Origin of the sequence: Borrelia miyamotoi (assembly GCF_019668505.1) — a bacterium.
GTDB classification, from domain to species: domain Bacteria; phylum Spirochaetota; class Spirochaetia; order Borreliales; family Borreliaceae; genus Borrelia; species Borrelia miyamotoi.
Genome location: NZ_AP024371.1, coordinates 146174 through 169801, shown reverse-complemented (window position 1 = coordinate 169801; position 23628 = coordinate 146174). Strand labels below are relative to the sequence as shown.

Genomic DNA, 23628 nt, shown 5'->3' with positions numbered 1-23628 from the left:
TGCTTTCGTTAATTTGAGTTACATTTATATGGGCTAGATTATTTTTCTCTATAGACTATTCTTCCCTTTGTAAGATCATAAGGGGATAGCTCAACCTTTACCTTATCTCCAGGAACTATTTTTATGAAGTGTTTTCTCATTTTTCCAGATAGGTGGGCGAGAACTAAGTGTCCATTTTTAAGTTCTACCCTAAACATTGTATTTGGTAGAGATTCTTTTACAATACCTTCAGCTTCAATAGCTTCTTCTTTAGTGTTCAAAATGCCTCCTTGTTATTTTTATAACAGAATAAATTGTACACAATTAGGAATATCATTGCAATTATTTTTTGTTAAAAATTAATGTACTAGTTTACATTGTATAGGATTGTTTATATAATTACACGGAGTTTTTTAAAGATTGTAATTTATTATAGGGAGGTAATATCATGCAGAAAAGTAGTTTTGAGCATGAATTTATTGAAAAGATGAGGAATTTTCTTTTAGAATCAAAAAAAGAAATATTAAATTCTATAAGATCTGTTGAGAATAGCAAAAGAGAAATCATTAATAATGATATGCATCTAAAGGATATAATTGATATTGCATTTGACAATATGGATGGTAATAATCTTGAAGCTTTAAGTTCTGTAGAAAAGAAGAAGCTAAGTTTAATAAATCAGGCACTTTATCGAATTTCTCAAAATACTTATGGTAATTGTTTGGCTTGTGATAAGGGTATTGCAAGAGAGCGACTTGAGGCTATTCCTTATGCGTTTTTATGTATAGATTGTCAAACCAAAAAAGAAAAAAAGAGCAGAAGGTCGATTTAATATTTAATTGTTTAGAATTGTAATTTCTACTCTTTGGTTTTGTGATGCTAAAGGAGATGAGCTTGAATATTTAGGTTTTTTAGCACCCCATCCTTTGAAAAATATTTGGTTTTTGTTCTTTGATTTCACTTTTAATAAATAGTTTCCAATTGAATGAGCTCTTTTCTCAGATAGTTCTTGCATTTCTTGTTCTGTTCCAAATTCTGTAGTATGTCCTTCTATTAGAATATTATTGTCTTTAAATTTTTCTAATAAATTGGCTATGTGCTTTAGTTTGTTGTGTTCTTTTTTGATAATCTGAAAAGAATTAGAATAAAATTCGACATCTAAGCTCAATTTGATGCCATTTTCGTTTTTTTCTACGTTAATAGAGTCTATCTGTTTTTCATTGATATATTTTTTTACTTCATTCTCTATTGAGTTGTCATTTGGCAATTCAATAGAGATTATTTCTCCAGATGAGTTGCCAATCATTTTAATGTTATTGTTGTCTTTTTCTATTTCAAATTCGTATATATCTTCATATTTATATATATTCCCTAACCTTGAGTCAAAGTAAATTATTTGATTAACTTTTTAAGAAAATTGTGTGTTTTTTATATTATATTTAGATTTGTAATTTGAGTTAATTATGTCATAATGTTTGTCACCTATTTTTTCTTTACCTTTATATATATAATTTACATCAAACTTTATGACATAATCTTTTATTTCTTTTGAAAGTTCAGATGCTTGAACATATTCTTCTGCTGGATATATCCAAGTTTCATTTATTGCTATAGGTGTTTTTGGAAATCTGGGAATGCCTCTAACAGAAGGTCTTTTTTGATTACTATTAATTTTGTATTCTCCTTGTTTGTTTATACTAAAATTTCCTTCAAATTCTTCTTTAAGTAAGTAAACATCACTTTCATCATCTCTTTTTAACACTCTGAAGTAAGATTTAATATCGGCAAAGTTGTCTTTTATGTCTTTTACTTCGCTTGATATTTGGATATTAGTCTTGTTTTTTGAATTAAATATTCCATTTAGATAAATTTTTTGATTATCTGTAGTTTCTATTCTGAATTTAGTTCCTTTCGTGTATTTAAATTCCAATATTTCAGCTGGATATGTTAAAGTGTTTGCTGAAAATAGTAATATAGCAATTTTAATATTCATTTAACTGATTATATCATTATTAATACAATGTTTTTTAGAAAAATTTCATTAAATCTTTTGAATAATGTCTTGTGATTTCATATTTTAGTTATAATGATTGTATATAAGTTATTGTTTTAAGATATTAATTAAATAGTTAATTATTTTGAGGTATAAAAAATGAATAGAAAAAGTGGAATTTTGCTAAATATTGGTTCTTTGCCATCTAAATATGGTATTGGTGATTTAGGAGAGGGGGCATATAAATTTATAGATTTTCTTTCAGCTGCTTCTCAAAGTTATTGGCAAATATTGCCTTATTCACCTCCTGGTTTTGTAGGATCTCTTTGTTCAAGTTGTTCTGCATTTGCTGGTAATATCAATTTTATTGATTTAAATAGTATTAGTAGATTTATTGACATAGATTTAAGTACACTTGAATGTTTGGATGATAGATATATTAATTATGATAATTTAAGAGCTAAAGAGGTTGTTTTAAGAAATGCTGCTTTAAATTTTTTATGTAGAGCAACAACTGATGAGATGAATGCATTTGAGAAGTTTAAAAAATCTGCTGCTTATTGGCTTTTAGATTTTGCAAGTTTTGTTGTTTTTAAAGAGTACTATTCTAAATTTAAATTCCCACAGTCTTTTAATATTTTATTTAGTAGAGAAATTTTAAAAAGAGATACTAGGGCTTTATCTAGGCTTAGAGAAACTCTTGAGGTTGAAATAAATCTTCAACAAGTTTTACAATATTTCTTTTTTTCACAATTTAATGCTTTAAAAAGATATGCTAATAATGCTGGAATTAAAATAATAGGTGATATTCCCATTTTTGTTTCTTATGATTCTGCTGATGTTTGGGCACACCAGAAATATTTTAAGTTAAAGTTTGATGCAAGTAAAGATAAGGTAACGGGTATGCCTCCTGATTGCTTTTTTAAGAAAGAATATCTTTGGGGAAATGCAGCTTATAATTGGAAAGCTTTAAGAAAGGATAACTATGAATGGTGGATTAATCGTATTGGTTTTCTGAATAAATATGTTGATATTGTTAGAATAGATTATTTTAAAGGATTTGTATCGACTTGGGAGGTTTCTGCGGAAGAATCTTCAGTGTTTGATGGACGATGGGTGAAATGTCCTGGTAGAGATTTTTTTAAACATGTTTTAAGTCAGTTCAATCATTTGGAAGTTTGGGTAGAGGATTCTGGAGAAGAGTTTGGGGACACATTTAGGTTAAGAGATTATTTTAATTTTCCTGGAACTAAAATTATGCAATTTGCCTTTAATTCTGATTCTCAAAATCTATATCTTCCTCATAATTATATAAAAAATTGTGTTGTTTATACAGGTAATCGTGATACTTATACCACACGTGGATTTATTGGTGCTGTTGATAATGCTCATAAGCAATATATTTTTGATTATTTCAATACTAGTGAAGATACTGTTGTTTGGGATATGATAAGAGGTGCAATGGCTAGTGTTGCAGATAGTGTAATCATTCCGATTCAAGATTATCTTGATCTGAATGTTGATTTTAGGATGAATATGCCTGATGCAATTCTTAACAATTTTAGGATATTTAATAGTGACTTGAATTCTGATTTGGGCAAAAAGATAAGTGATATTACAAAACTTTATGGAAGAATTTAATAGTAACTTTAACAATCTGTTAAAATAATATTTATTTTAAAAAAGGTTGGAATTTATTTGTATGAAACTTAATACATGTATAATGTTTTTATATGTAATTTTTTTGTTATTTGCTTATTTTTTTTTATGTTTTCGTTTGCATTCATTAGACGAAGATAAATATTTTAAGAGTAATGATTTATTTTTTGTTCATAAAGGTGCTTTATATAAGAAGCATGATAATACAATATTTAAGGTTGAACCTGAGGGGCTGGAGACCAGATGGATATATCCATTTGCAAGGCCTGTAACTAAGAGAATAACTTCCGTTTATGAAGATTTTTATTCTTCGAATTCCCTTTTAACAACTAGTGATTCTGTTTATATTTCTTATAATTATTTTAAAAGTTTTATAAAATTGGTTGGCAATGAGAAATTTAATAAAAATGCTTATATTACATCAAGTGCATTATCCCGAGGAGAGTATAAGTATATTGCTATTGGTACTTCTAATAGTGGAATTTATTTAAGCGTTAATGAGAATTTAGATTTTAAAAATCTAAATTCTTTAATGGCTAAAACTTATTTGGGTGCTGGTTATTATGATGTGATTAGTGCGATAGAGTTTTCAAAAAAGAATGCAAATGAGTTGTATTGTTCTTATGGAATTTATGGAGATATTGTTTTAATTAATACAGTTTTAGGGGTTGTTAAAAAATTAGATTTTCCCTTTAAAAAGCAGATAGTTCGCATTATTGACTTGTCAGATGAAAGAATCGAAAAACTTTTGTTTAGAACTTATGATAATCATTTTTATTCCTATGTTGATGGTAAATGGACTTTTTACGATCAATTTTCTGTTTATGAAGAAAATTTTCTTAAAAAGTTAGCAAGAATGAAACTTGCTTCTAATAAAGGTTCTATTTATTTAACAGCTTATACTCTTAGCAATAGAAGAGCTGTTGATGAGAGATTTAAGTTTATAAAGAGCTTGGGTATGAATGCTGTTATCATTGATTTTAAAGATGATAGTGGTATTTTAACCTATCCAAGTAAATTAGATTTTCCAAACAAGATAAAGGCTGTTAAAAATTTGATAGATGTTCCTTATATCTTAAAGAAAGCAAATGAACTTGGAATATATGTTATTGCCCGGATTGTTGTATTTAAGGATGCAAAGCTGTATGCTTATAATAATTGTGAGTATGCTCTTTGGAATAAAAAGACCAATCGACCTTGGGCAAACATTATAAGAGTTGACAATGGTCCTTCTTTTAAATTTGTTCAAAAAGAACATTGGGTAGATCTTTTCAATCAAGAAACATGGGATTATAATTTACGTATTGCAAAGGAAATTCAATCTCTTGGAGTTGATGAGATTCAGTTTGATTACATTAGATTTCCAACAGATGGTCCTGTATCTCTTATAACTTCAAGATTTAATAAATATAAGATGCAAGCAATTGATGCGCTTGAATCTTTTTTAATTATGGCTAGAAAAAATATTTCTATTCCTATTTCTGTTGATATTTATGGAAATAATGGATGGTTTGTGACAAATAGTATTGGTCAAAATATTTCTATGATTTCCGATTATGTTGATGTTATTTCTCCCATGTTTTATCCTTCTCATTATACTAATGATTTTTTAAAGAATGAGATGTATTATACTACTAGAGCTTATAAAATTTACAAAGAGGGGAGTAATAGAGCCTCTATATTCTCTTCTGGTAGGGTTATAATTAGACCTTATGTTCAAGCTTTTTTACTTGGTCAGGAACGTCAAGTAAGTAAAGAGGTTTATTTAGAATATTTTTATCATCAATTGAGAGGGGTTAAGGAGTCATTGGGTAATGGCTTTAGTCTGTGGAATGCATCTAATATTTACTATATGGTTAAGACTGATCTAAGCGAGTTTTTGGGTTTTTCTTAAATATTATTTTAGTAGGAGGTTTTTTTGGAATTTATTTATTTTTTTTATGTAGTACTTGGTATATGTCTGTTGTATCTTGGTGGAAATTGTCTTTTAAAGGGTGCTGTTAATATTGCTACTTATTTTCAAGTGCCACATCTTCTAATTGGTGTTGTAGTAGTGTCATTATCAACAAGTGCCCCAGAGCTTTTTACAAGCTTAATAGCATCGTTTAAGGGTAAAAATGAAATTATTGTTTCTAATATCATTGGTAGTAATATTATTAATATGTTGCTTGCACTTCCTTTAACAGGGCTTTTTTTGAGGATTGAAACTGATTTTAAGAGACTCAAATTTTCTTTTATAATTTTATTTTTGTTGATGTTTTTTCTTTTATTTTTTTCTTTTGATTTTCATTCTTTGTCTTTTTTTAAGGTACCTTATGATAGAATCAGTGCATTGATAATTTTAGTTTTATTTTTACTGTATCTGTTTTTATTTTATAGAGAAGAAAAAAAATATCATTCTATTACAAAAAATTTAGAAAATTTTAATTGTGATTATAGTTTTAAGTTTCTATTTTTAAATACTTTTATATTATTGTTAAGTATATATTTCTTGTATTTAGGTTCAAAGCTTTTAATAGATAGTTCAATATATATTGCACACAATATTTTTAATATTAGTGAAAGAGTGATTGGAATTATTTTTGTAGCTTTTGGAACCAGTATACCAGAAATTGTTGTTTCTATTTTTGCAGTGATTAAAAAGGAGTCAGATATTGCTCTTGGAAATATTATTGGAAGTAATATATTTAATATGGGTTTTATTTTATCTAGTAGTATTTTTATCAATCCTGTGCTTATGAGCGCTATTTATTTTGTTGACTTTAGTATAATGTTTTTTGTATCTTTAGTTTTATTATTAATAGTGAGATTGAAAGGATCTTTTAGCAGAGGACCTTCTATTCTTTTTTTATTTTTGTATATTTTGTATAATTCATTTCTATTTGGTGTTTTTTAATTTTATTAAATTTGTCAATATGTTATTATTATGTCATGTTATTTTTGTTTTTATATGAGGAGATTAAAAGTATAAAATGAAAAAGTTGCCTGAAATTTTCTATCTAAATGATAAGGAAGTTGATATTTTAATTTCTCAGATAGGAATTTCCTCAGATACTCAGAAAATGATTTTAGGAATTATTTTAGAGTGTAAACAGAATGTTATAAGTTATGCTAATTTTATTGAGGATTATTCTGTCAAAATTCGTTCTCTTAAAGGAGAGCTGGATTTTTTATTTCGCAAACTTTATGAAGTTAAGAGAGGAATTATTATTAATCAGGTGACTCCAACTGGAGAATTGGTACCTTATGAAATAGTAATAACGGATGAAAATAGTTATAATTTTTATTATTATGCTATCGAGGATTTGTTTTTAAAGCATTATGTGGGTATAGAACTTTTTAGTACTTTGCTTACGATTAAGAATATAGATAGAGATTTGTTAGCTTTTGAAAAATCGTTTATCAATCTTTCAGATTCAGATATTAATCTTAAATATTTTCAAGATAATGTTTCATTTAAAAAGATATTTGTGCTGAATTCTTTGATAATTCCGTCGGGAAAGGCCTTATATTTTATTGAATTTATTAAGAAAATTTTATTTAAAATTGCTTCTAACAAAATAGTTAAAGATGTTTTGATGAGAGCTAGAAATTTAAAGCTTAATGAATATGATAGGATTTTAGATGACAGTGTTAATAATATTGGAGTTATTTATAATCTTCTTTTAGGAATTTTAGAGAATAAGGATGAGATCTTAAATAAGAAGGGTATTAATATCTCTAGAAATTATTTTACGTTTTTAGAAATATTAGATACTTATATTGTCAATGAAAAGAACTTAGAAGAACTTAGAAATTTAGAAAACATTAAGATTGATGAAACTTTGAAATCAATTGAAAAAACAATGGAGTTTAAGCCAGACTTTATTAATATAGAAGAATTCAAAAACATTCTCCAAGAACATTCTGAAGAATTATCTGATCCTGAACATTTTTTAAAAGTGGCTAATGAATACTTTTTTGAATCCAGTGTTAAGGGTTCTTTGCCCAGAGTATTTAATATTAAACGTGACATGTATTTATATAAACCATGTGCTTATTCTATGTTTTTAAAAGAATTCAGTCAAATTTTGATTGATATTAGGGATAAGTTGAGGGATGAATTTTTCAAGATGTTTAATAATGATAAGAGTTCTTCCGCTGTGCTTACGGAAGAAGGTCTTGAAAAAACTTTGATTGGCTTCATTGTTAATTATGATATAAATGATTATTGCTTAAAAAATAAGATTGCATTTCTTGATTTTATTGTTTCTCATTATAGACGAGTTTCTAAAACTCAGAATATTCAGACTCATCTTAAGGATATAATAAAAACCGAGGCCGCAAAGTATTTTAAGAATAGTAATACATTTTTACCTCTTTATAAGATTTATAAACTTGACTTGTTTAGCCTTTTAGATTCTGCTTATAGGGATTTATCCTTATTAAAGAGGATTGTATTATTTTTAACAGGCAAACATCAGAGTTATAAAGAGGCTTTATCTAGGTTGAATTCTAGGGTTGTGCTTAAAAATAATCACATGGAACTTTTTGATCCAAATGAGAGAGTGAAAAGGCAGCTAGAAAAAAGGCGAAAACAGAGAGCAGAGATGAGAGAAAAAATTAGGAACTCCTATCTTAAAAAAGATAAGGAAGGCCCTAAGACTCATCAGGCTATAATGAGAACCTATACTAAAAGCGAACAAGATAAAGCTTGGTCAAAATTTGAAGATAAATTGAATAAGAAATAGATTTTAAAATAAATCTTTAGGCTTTCTTGCTATATTTTTTGAGATCTGACACTCAGCATAGTGCCTTATTTTACCATTTTCAAATTTAGACTTCATTATAATTTTTCCACCCCATCTACTTAATAATTCTTTAGATCCACTTCTCTGGGCGTTTTTAGAAATTTTTGCCATCTTAAACTCCTTATTGTATTAATTTATTGTATAATAAATCTATCAAAATGAGGTTGATTGATCAAGGAATAGCTATGTTTCTGATGATGTTTTTTATGGCTTATGTTCTTTTTTCAGAAGAAATTTACTATAGATTTGCTGATTATGATATTAATCATAGGATAATAGGGAAATATGAGATCAGCAAAGAAGAAGCTGAAGAAGAGTGTGGATATAAATTCGTTTATGATGATGACAAGCTTATATTTATTGATTATATTGGAAAACTTAGTGTTTTAAGACCTTCTTTTTTTTGTGCAAGTCAAGTAAAAATAGAACATTCTGAGCATATAGAAAGGAGAATATTTTTAAATGGGGGTTTTGCTGCTAAGAATTTAAAAGATGTTTACATTGAACAAATAGAATATTTTCCCAATAGGAGACCAAAAAATATTTTTAATTATAATAAATCTAATGAAATTATGAGGGATAAGTATGGAGTTGCTTATTATCATTTTTTTTACGATGATGATAATAGTTTTAATGTTTATAGATTTAGTGAGGTTGGTTTTCAAATTAAAGATTTAAATGATGTTTATTATACTAAAATTAATTACGATGATTCTAGTCTGACAAAAACAGTTTTATATTATGATGATAATAATTACAACATAAAAGCTAAAAATGGGATATATGGCTTTAGATTAACTTATGATAGTAAATATAATATTGTAAAGGAAGAATATTTGGATCATGTATCTTATTTGTATTCAAATCCTTTTTCTGTTGCAATAAGGACATATCGTTATGATTCTGATGGTAAGGTTATTGAGGTTTTGAATTATGATATTAAAAATAATTTGACTCCTGATGAGAATAATGTAGCAATATATAGATATGAGTATAATTTAAAAGACAAGGATTACTTTTATAAAGAGTATAATTATGATGCTAATAATAATTTAACTGTTAGCCAGAATGGTTATGCCATGAGAAAAACCATTTTTTATATACAAAATAATGAAAAAAGGATAATAAACTATAGTAATAGGATAAATAAAAATTATAGTAGTGATATTCCTGCTAGTTATGAGGAAAAATATGAAGTAATGGATGACTTTAATGGTATTGCGGTTTATAGTTATAAATATGATAGTAAATTTTATTTAATTGAGAAACTTTTTTTTGATAAGAATTTTAATTTAGTCAGTGATTCCAATGGGGTGATGATTTATAAGTATACTTATAATGAAGATGGACTTCTTGAATTTCAAGAGCATTATGGAGATTTTGATAATCCTATAGATGATTTTGCTGGTGTTTTTAGATATAAATTTATGTATGATACTAATGGGAATGTAATTTTAAAGAGTAATTATTCTAAAAGTGGGGTTTTGGTTGCAGATTTGAGTGCTATTTTTGAGTATGCTTATGAATATGATAGTCAAAATAGAGTCATTAGTCAGAAAAATTTTGGAAACTTGGGCCAATTACAAGATGATATTCATGGTGTTAGTATGTATAAATATGAATACAATAAATTTGGGAAAGTGTCAAAAAGGATGAATCATGGTCCAGATTTAAGACCAAGAGATGATATTGGGGGTATTGCAGTTTATAAGTGGATTTATGATAGTAAAGGGAATTTAGTTGATTTTAAGAAGTTTGATTCTTTAGGTAATTTAATATAAGTATTTTTTCTTCTCATGCTTTCCAATTGAGCAGAGTATTTCATATTCGCTTATTCCAGATTCTTTGCTAAGTATACTTAAGCTTAATCTTTCAGAGATTATTTCTACTTTTTCTCCTATATTGATTTTTAGATCGTTGGGTATTTCTATGATTGAAATATTCATACATATTTTGCCTCTAAGAAAGCATTTTCTATTTCTTATTAAGTAATAGAAAATGTTAGATGTGTTTTGTGGAATTCCATCGAAGTATCCAACTGGTACAAGTCCTATTTGCATTTCTTTTTTTGCTGTGAAGAGACCAGAGTATGATATTTGTTCTCCTTTTTTTATATTTTTAATAAATATGATTTTTGAATATAAGCTTAGTACGGGTTTAAGTTTTAAATTATTATTTATGCTATTGGGATTTGAATAGTATCCATATAAGATAAGTCCTGGTCTTACCATGTTAAGTTTTTCATTTATTGTATAGTTTGTTATGTGTTCTGAGTTAGAAGCATGGATGTATTTTGGATTTACATTTTTTTGCTTAAGTTCATTTATGAGGTAAATAAATTTTTCGATTTGTGTTTCAGTAATTTTTGTATTTTCTGTTGTTGGTAAATGTGTGCAAATTCCTTCAAGTTCAACTAATTTTGAGTTTTGTATTTGAATTGCTAGATTGAAAGCATTTTCTATTTTGATTCCATATCTGTTCATACCAACGTCGACTTTTAGATGAACTTTGATTTTCTTATTTTGTTTTTTACATTCTTTTTCTATTAGTGATAAGTATTCATAGTCAGCAATAAAGGGTGTAATATTAAACTTGACCAGATTTTTGATTGAGCTTTTGTCCGTGTTAATGTAAAGTAATATCTTTGTGTTTTTATCTATTTTTTTAAGTTTTAAAGCGTCATCTATCCAAAAGAGGCCAAAATAATTTATTCCTCTTTTTTTTAAAAATTGAAATGTTTGAATAAGTCCATGTCCATAGGCATCGGCTTTTAACGTAGCTACTAATTCTTTTTTTTGAACATGATTTTTGATTGAGATTACATTATGTTCTAAATTTTTGAAGTTTATTATTATTTCTTTATTTTTAATCATTTTGTATATATTATAGTACATTACATATTGACAAGAATAACTAACAGTAAAATTTTTATTTTGTTAAACTTTTCATTTATGCTTATGAAAATTTATTCACCTCATCTTATTGATATTGAACCATGTTTTGCATTTTATGATTATAAAACCATTTTTAGTCTTTTTTGAAAATTATTATATGTTTTAAAATGAATTTATTCTATATTATTTCGCTAAATTACCCTTTTTATCAATTTAATAGCCTTATTATTTCTTTGAAATCAGATTTTGTTAAAGAAAGGGTACTTTTGCTGCAAAAAAGTGAATTATTCCGATAATTAAAGCAAAAATTCCTATTAATTTTTTATTGCTTTCAATGAAAAATTTAAATTTTCCATATCCTTTATTGTTTTGAATACCTATGGGTACCGGTTGTCTAAAAATAAAACCAATAAAAAATAAACTGATAGCAGGAAGTAAATTTCCAATTATTGGCAAATCATAAGGTATTATTATCTCAAAGATGCTGGCTATTAAAGATATTGTTCCAAAAATGCTTCTTACTTTTTTGTTGTCTTGAATTATATTTACAAAATCTTCAAAGATGATTAAGCACTTAAATTGTTCTCCCAAAATTGGAAATGCTAGTACTAATCCTCCTAAAACATTTACTAGAACTGATATAAAATATACTTGCAACATCTTTTATCCTCCAAGATCTAATTTTTTGCTAAAATATGCTTTGTCGCCTCTCTTATTTATTAGCATTATATTTATTAAATTTTCGTTTTTATATGCAACATTAGTATATAACGTATAGTTAATCTTGTCTATGTAAATTATGTTATTTTCAATAAGTTTGTTATCTAAGAATACTTCTATATTGGCTTTTCCTAGATCTTTTATATTGTGATTTTTAATATTGATTTTGATATATAAATTCTTGTTGTCTATTTTATGTTCTATTGTGATTCTAGGATTGTATCTACTTTCTAATTTTTTTAATTTAGGAATTAATACAACTTTGATAATAATTAGCATTATGACAAAGATTATTCCAAGAATTAGATGTTTTTTGATCCTTGTTTCGTGTTTCTCTTTGCAATTTTTATTTCTCATGAATATAAATATTGGGTATTTAAATATTTACTTCATAGTCTAAGTAAATTATTTAAATTCCACCAATAGACGCTGACTCCACTTTTTTCTTCATAAAGTATACTGAGTATTCCATCCTTAGATAGACTTTCAGCAAGAAATTTAAGATTTGGTGGTTCAATTAAGATCATTTGTTCTTTTATCTTTCCCTTATTATCTAGTTTCCATATTAAGGTATTAGATAAATTTTTCATATTAGTAGATGCTATTATTTTGTCTTTTTGAATTCCAATGATATTGATGAAACTTTCTTGTTGATCTTCTAGTAGATTTTGGGGTAGAGTAATTTTATTTTTGATTGCAAATTCTTTGTTTTTATTTAAGCTCATTGTGTAGAAATATTGATTTTTGATCCTTACCCCTAAGTCGTTAATGTTTTCATTGGTTCTAATATTTTCATAATGGGTTGTCTTGACATAAATGATTTGTTTGTTTACATCAAAATATGCTTTATCTATTGATATATTGTATTTTTTTCTCTCGTCTTCAGGTATTTGTAATATGTTTGTATTTACATAAATCTTGTAAAGGGGTGAGAGATCTTTATTGTAAGAATATATTATATATCCTTCATGATATACAGTTATTATTGCTATATTATTTCCTTCATCGATATTAATATCATAAACTTGCGGGAATGGTGATCCATTTTGTCCTTCTTGTCCCAATACTGCTATAGATGAATCTTTATTTAAAATTAATATTCTTGCAGAGTATGCTATATTTTCTTTCTCATTAAATTTGGATTTCTTATAATCTATTTGGTCTGATACTACAATAAAATCTTTTGATGGATAAATTGCTTGGATATTTTCAAAATCTATTTTTTTGATTTTAAGGTCAGAATTTGTATTAAATATGCCATTTTGATAAGTTTGAATTAGTTTTCCATAAGAATTAAAAATCATTAGTTTATTTGCTTTTTTTTCTACAATGTATACAAGTCCGTTATATGTTTTAATGTCAAAGCTTGAATTTGTAACTTTATTTTCAAGTGGCGTTATTTCTCCAGGTAGTGTTCCAAATGGGATTTTGAATTGTTGTTCCCCAAGCTCGTTTAAAGTTTTGGTGTTACATGATATAATCATGAAAAATAACTTTAAATAAATTTTATAAAACTTTTTCATGTTTTAGATGTTATTATTTAAATGGTTGAAAGTCAATTATTTTAGGAGAATTGATACCTAATATGTTAAGAGCGATATTTGAATCAACTATTGGTTCAAAAAGTAAGAGGGATTTAAAAAAATATCTTCCTGTTTTGAGAAATATTAATAAATTTGAGTCTTGGGCATTGTCTTTATCAGATGAGGATTTTGCTGGGGAAACGGAGAAATTTAGAGATGAACTTAAGGAAGGTAAGACTTTAGAAGATATTTTAGAAAGGGCGTTTGCTCTTTCACGAGAAGCTGCTAGAAGGCGACTTAAAGAGAGACCGTATGATGTTCAACTTATTGCTGGACTTGCTCTCCATCAGGGAAAGATAATAGAGATGAAGACGGGAGAAGGTAAAACTTTGTCTTCAGTGCAGGCTGCTTACCTTAATAGTTTAAATGGTGATGGTGTTATTATCGTTACTGTTAATGATTATCTTGCAGAACGTGATTCAAATTGGATGAAGCCAGTTTTTGACCTTTTAGGAGTTAGTGTTGGTGTTGTACTATCTAATATGGATTCTGCTAGGAGAAAAGCGGAATATGATAAGGATATTACTTATGTGACTAATAATGAGCTTGGATTTGATTATTTAAGAGATAACATGTGTTTTGATTTATCTCAGAAGTCTTTAAGAAGTTTTAATTATTGTATTATCGATGAAATTGATTCTATTTTGATTGATGAGGCTAGAACTCCTTTAATTATTTCCGGTTCTACCGATGGAGATACTAGTGCTTATCTTGAGGTGAATTCTCTTGTTTCGCTCTTAAAGGAATGCTCTAAGGATCTAAAAACCGGAGATTATCCTTTAGAGATTGATGAACTTGATGGAGATTATACGATTGACGAGAAAGGGAAGAGGATATCTTTTACAGTAAATGGATTAAATAATCTTGAGAAAATTTTAGTTGCAAAAGGCATAATTAAGGGTTCTATGTATGTTGATTCTAATTTTAATTATGTTCATTATATGACTCAAGCATTAAAAGCTCATTTACTTTTTTTTAAGGACAGAGAGTATATTGTTGGGGATTCTGGAGTTGAAATTGTTGATGAGTTTACGGGGCGTATTTTAAAAGGACGCAGATATTCTGATGGGTTGCATCAAGCTATTGAAGCTAAGGAGGGTGTTAAGGTTGCAAGTGAGAATAAAACTATGGCAACAATTACGTTTCAGAATTTATTTAGGATGTTTAACAAAATTTCTGGCATGACTGGTACAGCTGATACAGAGGCAAAGGAGTTTCATAGAATATACAATCTTGATGTTATAGTTGTTCCGACTAATAGGTTGGTATCAAGAATTGATGAAGATGATATTATTTATTACACTGAAGAATTTAAGTTTAAAGCAATTACTGATGAGGTTTATGAGGCTTATAAGAAGGGACAACCTGTTCTTGTTGGAACTGTTTCTATTGAAAAATCTGAAATTTTGTCAAATATGTTTAAAAATAAAGGTATTAAACATGAAGTTCTTAATGCAAAAAATCATTTTCGTGAAGCTTTAATTATTGCTGAAGCAGGAGCAAAACATTCTGTTACAATTGCAACTAATATGGCTGGACGTGGTACTGACATTAAGCTTGGTGGTAATCTTGAGCATCGGGTTCGTAAGAAAATTGGAACGGGTGCAAGTCTTGAAGAATTTCAAAGAGCTATGCAGATTGAAAGAGAGCAGTATCTTAAGGACTATGCGGAAGTTAAGGATCTTGGTGGACTTTATGTTATTGGTAGTGAACGCCATGAGTCAAGAAGAATAGATAATCAGCTTAGAGGCCGAGGAGGAAGACAAGGAGATCCTGGTCGATCAAGATTTTATGTATCGCTTGAGGATGATTTGATGCGGCTTTTTGCAGGCGATAATCTAAGAGCTTTGATGGGCAAGCTTGGGATGGCAACAGGTGAGCCTATTACACATTCTTTGTTAACAAAATCCTTAGTCAATGCACAAAAGCGCGTAGAGGATAGAAATTTTGAGATTAGAAAGCATCTTTTAGAGTATGATGATGTTATAACAAATCATAGGGAGTTTATTTATTCTCAAAGAAACTCAATTCTTATTGATAATAATATTAAGGAACGTATTCTTCTTTCTTCAAGAGAATATCTTGATTTTTTATTTGATCAAATTAAGGGAGAAGTAGTTACAAGTTCTATACTAAGTGAAATAAATTCAATTTTTGCTTACATGATGGAAAGTATTGGTTCTGTTGAAACCATGAGTATTTTATCTTTAAAAGATAAGTTAATGGAAATTGCAAGGTCTAATCTAGATGCAAAAGAAGAGCTAATAGGAGCTGAACTTTTAAATGAATTTTTAAAACATGAATATTTGAGGAATATTGATTCTAAGTTTCAAGACCATCTTGCAAATCTTGATTCTTTAAGAGAGTCAGTTTATCTGAGATCTTATGCTAATAAAAATCCAATTACTGAATATAAAGAAGAAAGTTTCACAATTTTTGGTGAGCTTGTTAAAGACATTAAGGTTGAGACTTTAAGGCGGACTTTACAAATGAAAGTTGATCTTGATTCTAGTGGTTATAAAAATAAAAAGCTTAAGAATGTTAGTGCTACTCATAAGAAATTTTCAAATGTTACGTTTGATAAAGGGGATAATGCATCAGGAGTGCAAATAGTTAGAAATGCTCCGAAAATTGGAAGGAATCAACCTTGTTATTGTGGTAGTAAAAAGAAATATAAAAATTGTCATGGAAAAGACTAAAAAGGAGGATCTTATGTTTAAATTACCAGAACTTGGTTATGATTATGATGCTTTAGAGCCGTATATTGATGCTGATACAATTAAATTTCACCATACCAAGCATCATAATGCATATGCAGTAAATTTAAATTCTGTTCTTGAAAAGACAGAAATAAATTATTCTGAAGATATTGAAAGTATATTAAAAAATATTCAGAGGTTTCCCAAGGAACTTCAAGCGGCTATCAGGAATAATGCTGGTGGATATTCTAATCATAATGTGTATTTCAGGACTTTAAAACCTGGGAATAAAGATAATATTTTGAAAAATTTTGAAGAGCACGTGAATGGTACTTTTGGCAATCTTGATAATCTTAAGATGGCTTTAAAAGATTCAGCTATGAATATTTTTGGAAGTGGGTGGGCTTGGCTAGTTCTTCATGCAAATAAAGAATTGCAAATAATATCAAGACCGAATCAGGACAGTCCTTTAATGGAGAATTATAAGCCTATTTTAGGTATTGATGTTTGGGAGCATGCTTATTATCTTAGATATCAAAATAGAAGAGCTGAATACATTGATGCGTTATTTAAGGCTTTAAATTGGGAGGAGATTTCAAGAGTATATAATGAAATAATAGAATAACTTTTATATTAAGCTCTTCATAAACTAGGTTTAAAGAATATTTATTTCTTATACTTAGTTTATGTTTGTTTGCATAAGCATGTAATAATTCTTATATATTATTATTGAAGTTATCTTTTTCAATGTCATTAAAGTACTTTACTGTTCCAACTTTTAATTCATATGTTGCAGCTTCATCCGATACTATAATTGCGTTTTTATGTAACTGAAGAGCACTAATTGTCCACATGTGATTTACTCCTTTTTCAATAGCATGTTTTAATGCCCTTGCTTTGTTGTGACCATTTACTATAATAATCACTTCTTTTGAGTCCATGATTGTTCCAATTCCTATTGTTAAGGCGCTTTTGGGCACTTTATTGATATCATTTTCAAAAAATCTTGAGTTTGCAATAATTGTATCTTGAGTTAAGGTTTTGATTCTTGTTCTTGATTGCAGTGATGATCCAGGTTCATTAAATGCAATGTGACCATCAGATCCAATTCCTCCCACAAAAAGCATAATACCACCGTAAGATTTAATTTTTTTCTCATATTCTTTACATTCAGTTGCAAGATTAGAAGCATTGCCATTTAACATGTGTACATTTTCTTTTTTTATGTCTATATGTGAGAAAAAATTATTCCACATAAATGAGTGATAGCTTTTAGGATGATTTTTATCTAATCCTATGTATTCATCCATATTAAATGTAACTACATTTTCGAATGAGATTTTTCTAAGTTTATTCATCTCAATTAAATTTTTATACATTTCAATTGGCGAGCTACCTGTTGGAAGTCCTAAAATGAATGGTTTGTCTTTTGTTGGTGAAAATTCTTTTATTCTCATAGCTACATGGTTGGCAGCCCATTTTGAAATGTCTTTGTAATTAGATCTAATGATTAATCTCATTTCTGTCTCCTTTTATATGTAATATAGATAGAATTAAAGTTTATTGAAAATTACTTTTGATTCTATCATTGTTAATTTTAAATTCAAGTCTTTGTCAATTACATTTATGTTTGCATCATAGCCATGACATATTAATCCTTTTTTTTCAAGATTAATTATTCTGGTTGGATTGTATGAACTTGCTTGAATTGCATCGCTTAAACTATATCCAAATTCTACTAAATTTTGAACTCCTTGTATCATTGTGAGAGCCGAGCCTGCTATTGTATCGTTTGCTATAGTATGAAATAATCCGTCATTTTTAAGGTACACTTCTTCTCCGTTAGCTATTAATTTCCCAGATTTTTGTAGTGTTGGAGTTAATCCATCGGTTACAAGAATTAATTTACTTATATCTTTGAGTTTTCTAAGCATTAAAACAAGTTTTGGATGGATATGGCATCCATCAGCAATGAGTTCACAGGATACATCTCCATGAATTAGAACAGCTCCTATTGCATTTGGATTTCTGTGATCGAGTTTCGACATTGCGTTGAAAAAATGGGTTGTGTGAAGTATGCCTACTTGAAAACCCTCAATCATATTTTCGTATTTTGCATTGGTATGTCCTGCTTGAAGTGTTATGTTATTTTCCATGCAAAACATTGCAAGCTCTCTCATACCTTTAAGCTCGGGTGCAACTGTCATTGTTGCAATGTTTGTTTTTTTTCGTCCAAAAGAATCTGTAAAGGTACCACCTGCGGCATCTATGAATTTTTGCATGATTTCAATGCTTGGTTTTTGAAGATATGATGTAGGATGGGCACCCTTTTTTTCAGGAGAGAAGAATGGTCCTTCAAGATGAAGTCCTAAAATTTTTGAGCCTTTCTCTTTACCTATTGCTTCTGTGCATGCTTTAATTGTTTCAATCATTTCATCAATTGTACGTGGATAAAGTGTTGGTAAGAATCCTACTACTCCATAATCTGCTAAATGTTGTGACATTTTAATTATTGAGTTTGTTGAGCATTGATCGGTTCCGTAGCCGTAAAATCCATGTATGTGATTATCATAAAGACCGGGAGTGATATAGTTGCCCTTAACGTCAATCATTTCATATTTTTTTAAATCAATTTTTTCAAGTCTATCGGCTGTTACTATATCAAAAATTTTACTGTCTTCAATTAGGACAGCTGAATTGTCTATTTTATCATTTCCTGTCAACACAGATTTTGAATTAAATAAACAGAAGTTTGGCATATGTACTCTCCTATGAATTTAAATTTTACTATAAGCATATGTGTTTTTTGAATATTTTTGTCTGTTTATATGTCTTTTAGTGAGATGTTTGTTTTGACATTTGCAATGTAATATTATTTATTTGTTTTTATGTTTATATATTTTTATGCTAGACTTTCTAGTTAAGAGGTGTTGCAATGTCTTCTGGTTTTTTTGTTCCAGGTGTGGATAGTAAATATAATACTAAGGAAATTCGTGAGTCGATGCTTAAATCTGATAAAGCTAAAGTAGATTCATCTGTGGAAAAGCTTGAGAGCTTAGAGCAAGAGAAGTATGCTTGGCAAATGATTAATAAAAAACTTTCTACTCTAAATTCTCTTGCAAGACAAATTACATCTTTTAATAGTCCTTTTAATTACATGTCAGGCAATTCTAGCAATGATAATGTTCTTTCTATATCTGCTCGATATGGTGCTAAAAATGAAGCTTATAAGATTAATGTTAATCAGACAGCAGGTTCTGATATTTTTTTATCTGAGAATTTTAAACAAAAGGAAATTAGTATTCCTGAGGGAAATTATGTATTTTTAGTTGGTAATAAAGAGATTAAAGTTAGGAATAATGGAGATGTTGAGTCTCTTGTAAAGGATATTAATAATCGAGGTAAGGGATTTTTATCTGCTAAAATTGTGAAGAGTGATAGTTCTGGTAATAGTAGATTGGTTTTGCAATCCTTAAAGGAAGGAGAAGATAATAAACTTGTTATGAAAGGCGAGGCTTTGAAGCTTGCTAAACAGATAGGTATTTTAAGCGAGCTTACAACAAATTTTAGTCCGAATTTAACAGAAATTATTAATAATCAGCAAAATAGTAGTAATAAAATTTATCTTGATGGGGATAATATTGTCTTAGAGCCTCTTTCAGAAATTATGATAAGTATTCCAGAGAATATTGAGATTAGTAGCAGAAGTAAAATTAAATTTGAAATTAAATATTATGATACAGATAGTAAGGGTGTTCTGGACAAGATTATTTTTAATCCTGGCTATGCTACATTTGAGGATGCTAAGGTTGAAAGTGAAGATAGCATAATTTATCTTGAATCTGATCATAAAGTTCCTTTGAAAGAAAAGAGGTATGTTCAAATGAATATGGTTAAAATTAACAGTAATACAGGTTCCTTAGAATTGCCACCAATAAATGTTGCAAGTGATTTTGAGAAAGTTGAAGTTGAAATTGGTTCGCTTTTGGATTTAAAAGAGATTAATATCGAAAATATAGCTAATGATAAGGTTTGTATTATTCGAAATATTGAGATCTTTGATCCAAAAAATAGAGATGGTTATTTGCCAATAAATGCCAAAAGTTTTGCAGAAAATGCAAAGATAAAATTTGATGGAGTTGATGTTGAGCGTGATTCAAATATTATTAATGATTTAATTCCTAATGTTACATTGAATTTAAAGCAATCATCAGATGATGCTATTGTTGCTAAGGTTGAGCCTGATTATGATGGGATTAAAAAACTTTTATTGGATTTTTTGGTAGCCTATAATGAGGTTCTTGCTGAGATTAATATTGTAAGTTCAAATGAGAGTAATTTGGAAGGTCAAAAATCAGATATATTAAAAGAATGGTCTTATTTAAGTAATGACGAAAAGGAAAAAGCTTATAAGAATTTAGGGATCCTTAGAGCTGAGTTTGCATTAAAAAATCTTAAATCGAGATTAGAATCAATAATGTTTAATGCTTACAGGACTAATGATCCTGATTTTTCAATCATTAATCAAATAGGGGTATTTACCAATTCTATGTCTTCATCAGGAGGTCTTTCTCGTTATTTGCAACTTGATGAGAAGAAGTTTGATGATATAATAAGAAGCAATATTAATTCAGTAAAGGAACTTTTTGCAGTTGATTTTAATGATGATCGGATTTATGATGATGGACTTGCTAAGATGCTTGGTGATTATCTGTCTCCTTTGGTAAGTTCTGGAGGATTTATTTATGATAAGATAAAAAGTTATGATCTTAGAATTTCTAATCAGAAAAATGTTGTTGAAGATTATAGAAGAAAATATGAAGAAAGGGGTAAGAAAGTTGAAGGAGAACTTAATACTTTAGATTTCACTGTAAAGAAGATGAAAGAGCAGGAGAATATCCTTAAATCTTTGAATTTTCAAAGGCAAAACAGGTAACAGATTTAATTTAAGTTAATTATTATATTTATTTTTTTCTTGTTTTTATGATATCCTTAAAAAGACAAATGGATTTGTCTAAAATATCAAAATTATATTAATTTACACGGAGGGAATTGTATATGATTATAAATCATAATACGTCAGCCATAAATGCTTCCAGAAATAATGGCATTAATGCTGCTAATCTTAGCAAAACTCAAGAAAAACTTTCTAGTGGGTATAGAATTAATCGTGCATCTGATGATGCTGCTGGTATGGGTGTTGCTGGTAAGCTTAATTCACAAATTAGAGGATTGTCTCAAGCTTCTAGAAATACCTCAAAGGCTATAAATTTTATTCAAACAACAGAAGGAAATTTGAACGAGGTAGAGAAAGTATTAGTAAGAATGAAAGAACTTGCTGTTCAGTCTGGTAATGGTACATACTCAGATTCAGATAGAGGGTCTATTCAGATTGAAATTGAACAACTTACAGATGAAATAAACAGAATTGCTGATCAGGCTCAATACAACCAAATGCATATGTTATCTAATAAGTCAGCTGCTCAAAATGTAAAAACTGCTGAAGAGCTTGGAATGCAACCTGCAAAAATTAACACACCAGCATCATTGGCTGGATCACAAGCTTCATGGACATTGAGAGTGCATGTAGGTGCAAATCAGGATGAAGCAATTGCTGTCAATATTTATGCAGCTAATGTTGCAAATCTTTTTAATGGAGAAGGTGCTCAAGCAGCTCCAGCTCAAGAGGGAGCACAACAGGAGGGAGTTCAAGCAGTTCCAGCTCCAGCAGCCGCTCCAGTGCAAGGTGGAGTTAATTCTCCAATTAATGTTACAACTGCTATTGATGCTAATATGTCACTTTCAAAGATCGAAGATGCTATTAGAATGGTAACTGATCAAAGAGCAAATCTTGGTGCTTTTCAAAATAGACTTGAGTCTGTTAAGGCTAGCACAGACTATGCTATTGAAAACTTGAAAGCATCTTATGCTCAAGTTAAAGATGCAATAATGACAGATGAAATTGTGGCATCTACAACTAACAGCATTTTGACACAATCCGCAATGGCTATGATTGCACAAGCAAATCAAGTGCCTCAATATGTATTGTCATTGCTTAGATAGATTTTATTTTGCAATAAGGGTCTTTGACGGACCCTTATTTTTATTTGTGTTAATCAAAATTCTGATATTTGAGTATATTTAATATTGATGCATTTAGAGTGATAATGTTTTCATTAGGAGTTTGTTTTGTGTAAAGCTAGTGTTAGGGTCCGGAATCTTTATAAAACATTTTCTTATAATAATCATAAGAAACAAATAGTTGAAGCTATAAAGAGTTATGAGAATGGTCAAGGTAGAACTGACATTTATAAAAAATCTTCTGTTTTTATTGCAAATGCAAATATCAGTCTTGATGTTTATGAGAATGAAATTTTAGTTATTATGGGTATGTCAGGTTGCGGTAAGTCTACTTTTGTTAGATGTTTGAATGGCATATATAAAATAGATTCTGGATCTATTTTGGTAGATAATATTGAAATGAATGATATTAATCAAAAAGATCTCTCTGCTTTAAGAAAAGACAAGTTTGCCATGGTTTTTCAGAATTTTGGACTTTTTCCGCATATGAATGTTTTAAGGAATGTGACTTATGGACTTGAAGTTAAAAATGTTCCTAAGGAAATTAGGATACAAAGGGCTTTTGATATTTTAAAGCTTGTGGGTCTTGAGGATTCTAAATATAAATATATAAATGAGCTTTCAGGTGGAATGAAGCAGAGGGTAGGTATAGCACGAGCTTTGGTGGTTAATCCTGATATACTTTTAATGGATGAAGCTTTTTCAGCTCTTGATCCTTTGATTAGAGGAGAAATGCAGGGTGAGCTTTTGAGATTGGTAGACAAATTAAAAAAGACAGTTGTATTTATTACTCATGATTTAATTGAGGCTTTCAAATTGGGTCATAGAATTGCTTTTATGAAAGATGGAGAGATTGTTCAGGTTGGTAAGCCTTTAGAAATATTAAGGGATCCTAAAACAGATTTTATAGCTAATTTTATTAATAATCTTTCCGTTTTAAATATTTTAAAAATTAAGGATATTATTAGAATGGATTTTGCTTTTAAGGATGAACCTAATAGATTTAATATTATTCTTGAGAAAGAAGGTGATAATTTTAGCTTGTATAATTTGTCTATTGGTAAAAAGTATAGTAATGTTATTTCTTTAATTTTAGAGTTAGATGATGAGATAAAAAGTGTTGTTAAGTATTTAAATAAGATGGATTATTTGATCATAATAGAGGAACAAGGTGATATTATTGGATATATTGACTTAGGGGAGATTGCTAGCTTATTGGCAAGATAGGTA

General features: G+C 28.6%; 19 protein-coding genes and 1 pseudogene. 11 read left to right on the top strand and 9 right to left on the bottom strand.

Features of this window, described 5'->3' with window-relative positions:
* Positions 1-38: 38 nt before the first annotated feature.
* A complete protein-coding gene (gene infA, locus K5Q05_RS00800; protein WP_020954558.1) occupies positions 39-260 on the bottom strand; it encodes a translation initiation factor IF-1 in 222 nt (73 codons plus the stop codon).
* Positions 261-427: 167 nt separating this feature from the next.
* On the opposite strand from infA, the gene K5Q05_RS00795 reads away from it, so the two are divergent.
* Positions 428-811, top strand: a complete 384-nt coding sequence (locus tag K5Q05_RS00795; protein WP_025443952.1) for a TraR/DksA family transcriptional regulator — start codon at positions 428-430, stop codon at positions 809-811.
* Between the two features lie 3 nt (positions 812-814).
* Here the strand turns inward: K5Q05_RS00795 and K5Q05_RS00790 are convergent.
* Positions 815-1972: pseudogene (locus K5Q05_RS00790) on the bottom strand (OmpA family protein).
* A 159-nt stretch (positions 1973-2131) separates the two neighbouring features.
* Here K5Q05_RS00790 and malQ point away from each other — a divergent pair.
* From malQ to K5Q05_RS00770, 4 genes are all read left to right on the top strand, one after another.
* Positions 2132-3613 (top strand): 4-alpha-glucanotransferase, encoded by a 1482-nt coding sequence (gene malQ / locus K5Q05_RS00785; protein WP_025443953.1) that lies wholly within the window; start codon positions 2132-2134, stop codon positions 3611-3613.
* Positions 3614-3674: 61 nt separating this feature from the next.
* Positions 3675-5525, top strand: coding sequence for a putative glycoside hydrolase (locus tag K5Q05_RS00780; protein ID WP_044003453.1), 1851 nt, complete (start codon positions 3675-3677; stop codon positions 5523-5525).
* A 24-nt stretch (positions 5526-5549) separates the two neighbouring features.
* Positions 5550-6527, top strand: coding sequence for a calcium/sodium antiporter (locus K5Q05_RS00775; protein ID WP_025443955.1), 978 nt, complete (start codon positions 5550-5552; stop codon positions 6525-6527).
* A 76-nt stretch (positions 6528-6603) separates the two neighbouring features.
* A complete protein-coding gene (locus K5Q05_RS00770; RefSeq protein WP_025443956.1) occupies positions 6604-8361 on the top strand; it encodes a hypothetical protein in 1758 nt (585 codons plus the stop codon).
* A gap of 3 nt (positions 8362-8364) precedes the next feature.
* Here the strand turns inward: K5Q05_RS00770 and K5Q05_RS00765 are convergent, their stop codons facing one another.
* The gene (locus K5Q05_RS00765; RefSeq protein WP_099497110.1) at positions 8365-8532 is read right to left on the bottom strand and encodes a hypothetical protein; all 168 of its coding nucleotides are present in this window, start codon (positions 8530-8532) and stop codon (positions 8365-8367) included.
* Between the two features lie 74 nt (positions 8533-8606).
* Between K5Q05_RS00765 and K5Q05_RS00760 the strand changes: the two genes are divergently transcribed.
* Positions 8607-10202 carry a hypothetical protein gene (locus K5Q05_RS00760; protein WP_025443957.1) on the top strand — a complete coding sequence of 532 codons (1596 nt, stop codon included), beginning with the start codon at positions 8607-8609 and terminating at the stop codon, positions 10200-10202.
* Here K5Q05_RS00760 and alr read toward each other — a convergent pair.
* The 4 genes from alr to K5Q05_RS00740 form a co-directional block, all read right to left on the bottom strand.
* Positions 10194-11294: an alanine racemase gene (gene alr / locus K5Q05_RS00755; protein ID WP_025443958.1), complete on the bottom strand. Its 1101-nt coding sequence runs from the start codon at positions 11292-11294 to the stop codon at positions 10194-10196. The genes K5Q05_RS00760 and alr overlap by 9 nt on opposite strands.
* Positions 11295-11564: 270 nt before the next feature.
* On the bottom strand, positions 11565-11975 hold the full coding sequence (locus tag K5Q05_RS00750) for a hypothetical protein (RefSeq protein ID WP_025443959.1): 411 nt from the start codon (positions 11973-11975) through the stop codon (positions 11565-11567).
* A gap of 3 nt (positions 11976-11978) precedes the next feature.
* Positions 11979-12314: a hypothetical protein gene (locus K5Q05_RS00745; protein WP_232515455.1), complete on the bottom strand. Its 336-nt coding sequence runs from the start codon at positions 12312-12314 to the stop codon at positions 11979-11981.
* Between the two features lie 110 nt (positions 12315-12424).
* The gene (locus K5Q05_RS00740) at positions 12425-13558 is read right to left on the bottom strand and encodes an LIC_12708 family protein (RefSeq protein WP_025443961.1); all 1134 of its coding nucleotides are present in this window, start codon (positions 13556-13558) and stop codon (positions 12425-12427) included.
* 62 nt (positions 13559-13620) lie between these two features.
* On the opposite strand from K5Q05_RS00740, the gene secA reads away from it, so the two are divergent.
* Positions 13621-16317, top strand: a complete 2697-nt coding sequence (secA, locus tag K5Q05_RS00735; protein ID WP_025443962.1) for a preprotein translocase subunit SecA — start codon at positions 13621-13623, stop codon at positions 16315-16317.
* Positions 16318-16330: 13 nt separating this feature from the next.
* On the top strand, positions 16331-16942 hold the full coding sequence (locus K5Q05_RS00730; protein ID WP_025443963.1) for a superoxide dismutase: 612 nt from the start codon (positions 16331-16333) through the stop codon (positions 16940-16942).
* A gap of 91 nt (positions 16943-17033) precedes the next feature.
* On the opposite strand, the gene nagB is transcribed toward K5Q05_RS00730, so the two are convergent.
* The gene (nagB, locus tag K5Q05_RS00725) at positions 17034-17837 is read right to left on the bottom strand and encodes a glucosamine-6-phosphate deaminase (RefSeq protein ID WP_025443964.1); all 804 of its coding nucleotides are present in this window, start codon (positions 17835-17837) and stop codon (positions 17034-17036) included.
* Positions 17838-17870: 33 nt separating this feature from the next.
* Positions 17871-19076 carry an N-acetylglucosamine-6-phosphate deacetylase gene (gene nagA / locus K5Q05_RS00720; protein WP_025443965.1) on the bottom strand — a complete coding sequence of 402 codons (1206 nt, stop codon included), beginning with the start codon at positions 19074-19076 and terminating at the stop codon, positions 17871-17873.
* Positions 19077-19252: 176 nt separating this feature from the next.
* Between nagA and fliD the strand changes: the two genes are divergently transcribed.
* The 3 genes from fliD to K5Q05_RS00705 all read left to right on the top strand — a co-directional run bounded on the left by fliD (position 19253) and on the right by K5Q05_RS00705 (position 23625).
* On the top strand, positions 19253-21253 hold the full coding sequence (gene fliD / locus K5Q05_RS00715; RefSeq protein ID WP_025443966.1) for a flagellar filament capping protein FliD: 2001 nt from the start codon (positions 19253-19255) through the stop codon (positions 21251-21253).
* Between the two features lie 122 nt (positions 21254-21375).
* On the top strand, positions 21376-22380 hold the full coding sequence (locus K5Q05_RS00710) for a flagellin N-terminal helical domain-containing protein (protein ID WP_025443967.1): 1005 nt from the start codon (positions 21376-21378) through the stop codon (positions 22378-22380).
* A gap of 126 nt (positions 22381-22506) precedes the next feature.
* Positions 22507-23625, top strand: coding sequence for an ATP-binding cassette domain-containing protein (locus tag K5Q05_RS00705; RefSeq protein ID WP_025443968.1), 1119 nt, complete (start codon positions 22507-22509; stop codon positions 23623-23625).
* The last annotated feature ends 3 nt before the right edge of the window (positions 23626-23628 follow it).

What these genes read in the sequence shown, in the direction of transcription:
- K5Q05_RS00780 (WP_044003453.1), top strand. Translation starts at nt 3,675, where the DNA reads ATGAAACTTAATACATGTATAATGTTTTTATATGTAATTTTTTTGTTA.
- nagA (WP_025443965.1), bottom strand. Translation starts at nt 19,076, where the DNA reads ATGCCAAACTTCTGTTTATTTAATTCAAAATCTGTGTTGACAGGAAAT.
- K5Q05_RS00765 (WP_099497110.1), bottom strand. Translation starts at nt 8,532, where the DNA reads ATGGCAAAAATTTCTAAAAACGCCCAGAGAAGTGGATCTAAAGAATTA.
- K5Q05_RS00795 (WP_025443952.1), top strand. Translation starts at nt 428, where the DNA reads ATGCAGAAAAGTAGTTTTGAGCATGAATTTATTGAAAAGATGAGGAAT.
- K5Q05_RS00745 (WP_232515455.1), bottom strand. Translation starts at nt 12,314, where the DNA reads ATGCTAATTATTATCAAAGTTGTATTAATTCCTAAATTAAAAAAATTA.
- K5Q05_RS00750 (WP_025443959.1), bottom strand. Translation starts at nt 11,975, where the DNA reads ATGTTGCAAGTATATTTTATATCAGTTCTAGTAAATGTTTTAGGAGGA.
- alr (WP_025443958.1), bottom strand. Translation starts at nt 11,294, where the DNA reads ATGATTAAAAATAAAGAAATAATAATAAACTTCAAAAATTTAGAACAT.
- fliD (WP_025443966.1), top strand. Translation starts at nt 19,253, where the DNA reads ATGTCTTCTGGTTTTTTTGTTCCAGGTGTGGATAGTAAATATAATACT.
- malQ (WP_025443953.1), top strand. Translation starts at nt 2,132, where the DNA reads ATGAATAGAAAAAGTGGAATTTTGCTAAATATTGGTTCTTTGCCATCT.
- K5Q05_RS00710 (WP_025443967.1), top strand. Translation starts at nt 21,376, where the DNA reads ATGATTATAAATCATAATACGTCAGCCATAAATGCTTCCAGAAATAAT.
- K5Q05_RS00760 (WP_025443957.1), top strand. Translation starts at nt 8,607, where the DNA reads ATGTTTCTGATGATGTTTTTTATGGCTTATGTTCTTTTTTCAGAAGAA.
- K5Q05_RS00740 (WP_025443961.1), bottom strand. Translation starts at nt 13,558, where the DNA reads ATGAAAAAGTTTTATAAAATTTATTTAAAGTTATTTTTCATGATTATA.
- secA (WP_025443962.1), top strand. Translation starts at nt 13,621, where the DNA reads ATGTTAAGAGCGATATTTGAATCAACTATTGGTTCAAAAAGTAAGAGG.
- nagB (WP_025443964.1), bottom strand. Translation starts at nt 17,837, where the DNA reads ATGAGATTAATCATTAGATCTAATTACAAAGACATTTCAAAATGGGCT.
- K5Q05_RS00730 (WP_025443963.1), top strand. Translation starts at nt 16,331, where the DNA reads ATGTTTAAATTACCAGAACTTGGTTATGATTATGATGCTTTAGAGCCG.
- K5Q05_RS00770 (WP_025443956.1), top strand. Translation starts at nt 6,604, where the DNA reads ATGAAAAAGTTGCCTGAAATTTTCTATCTAAATGATAAGGAAGTTGAT.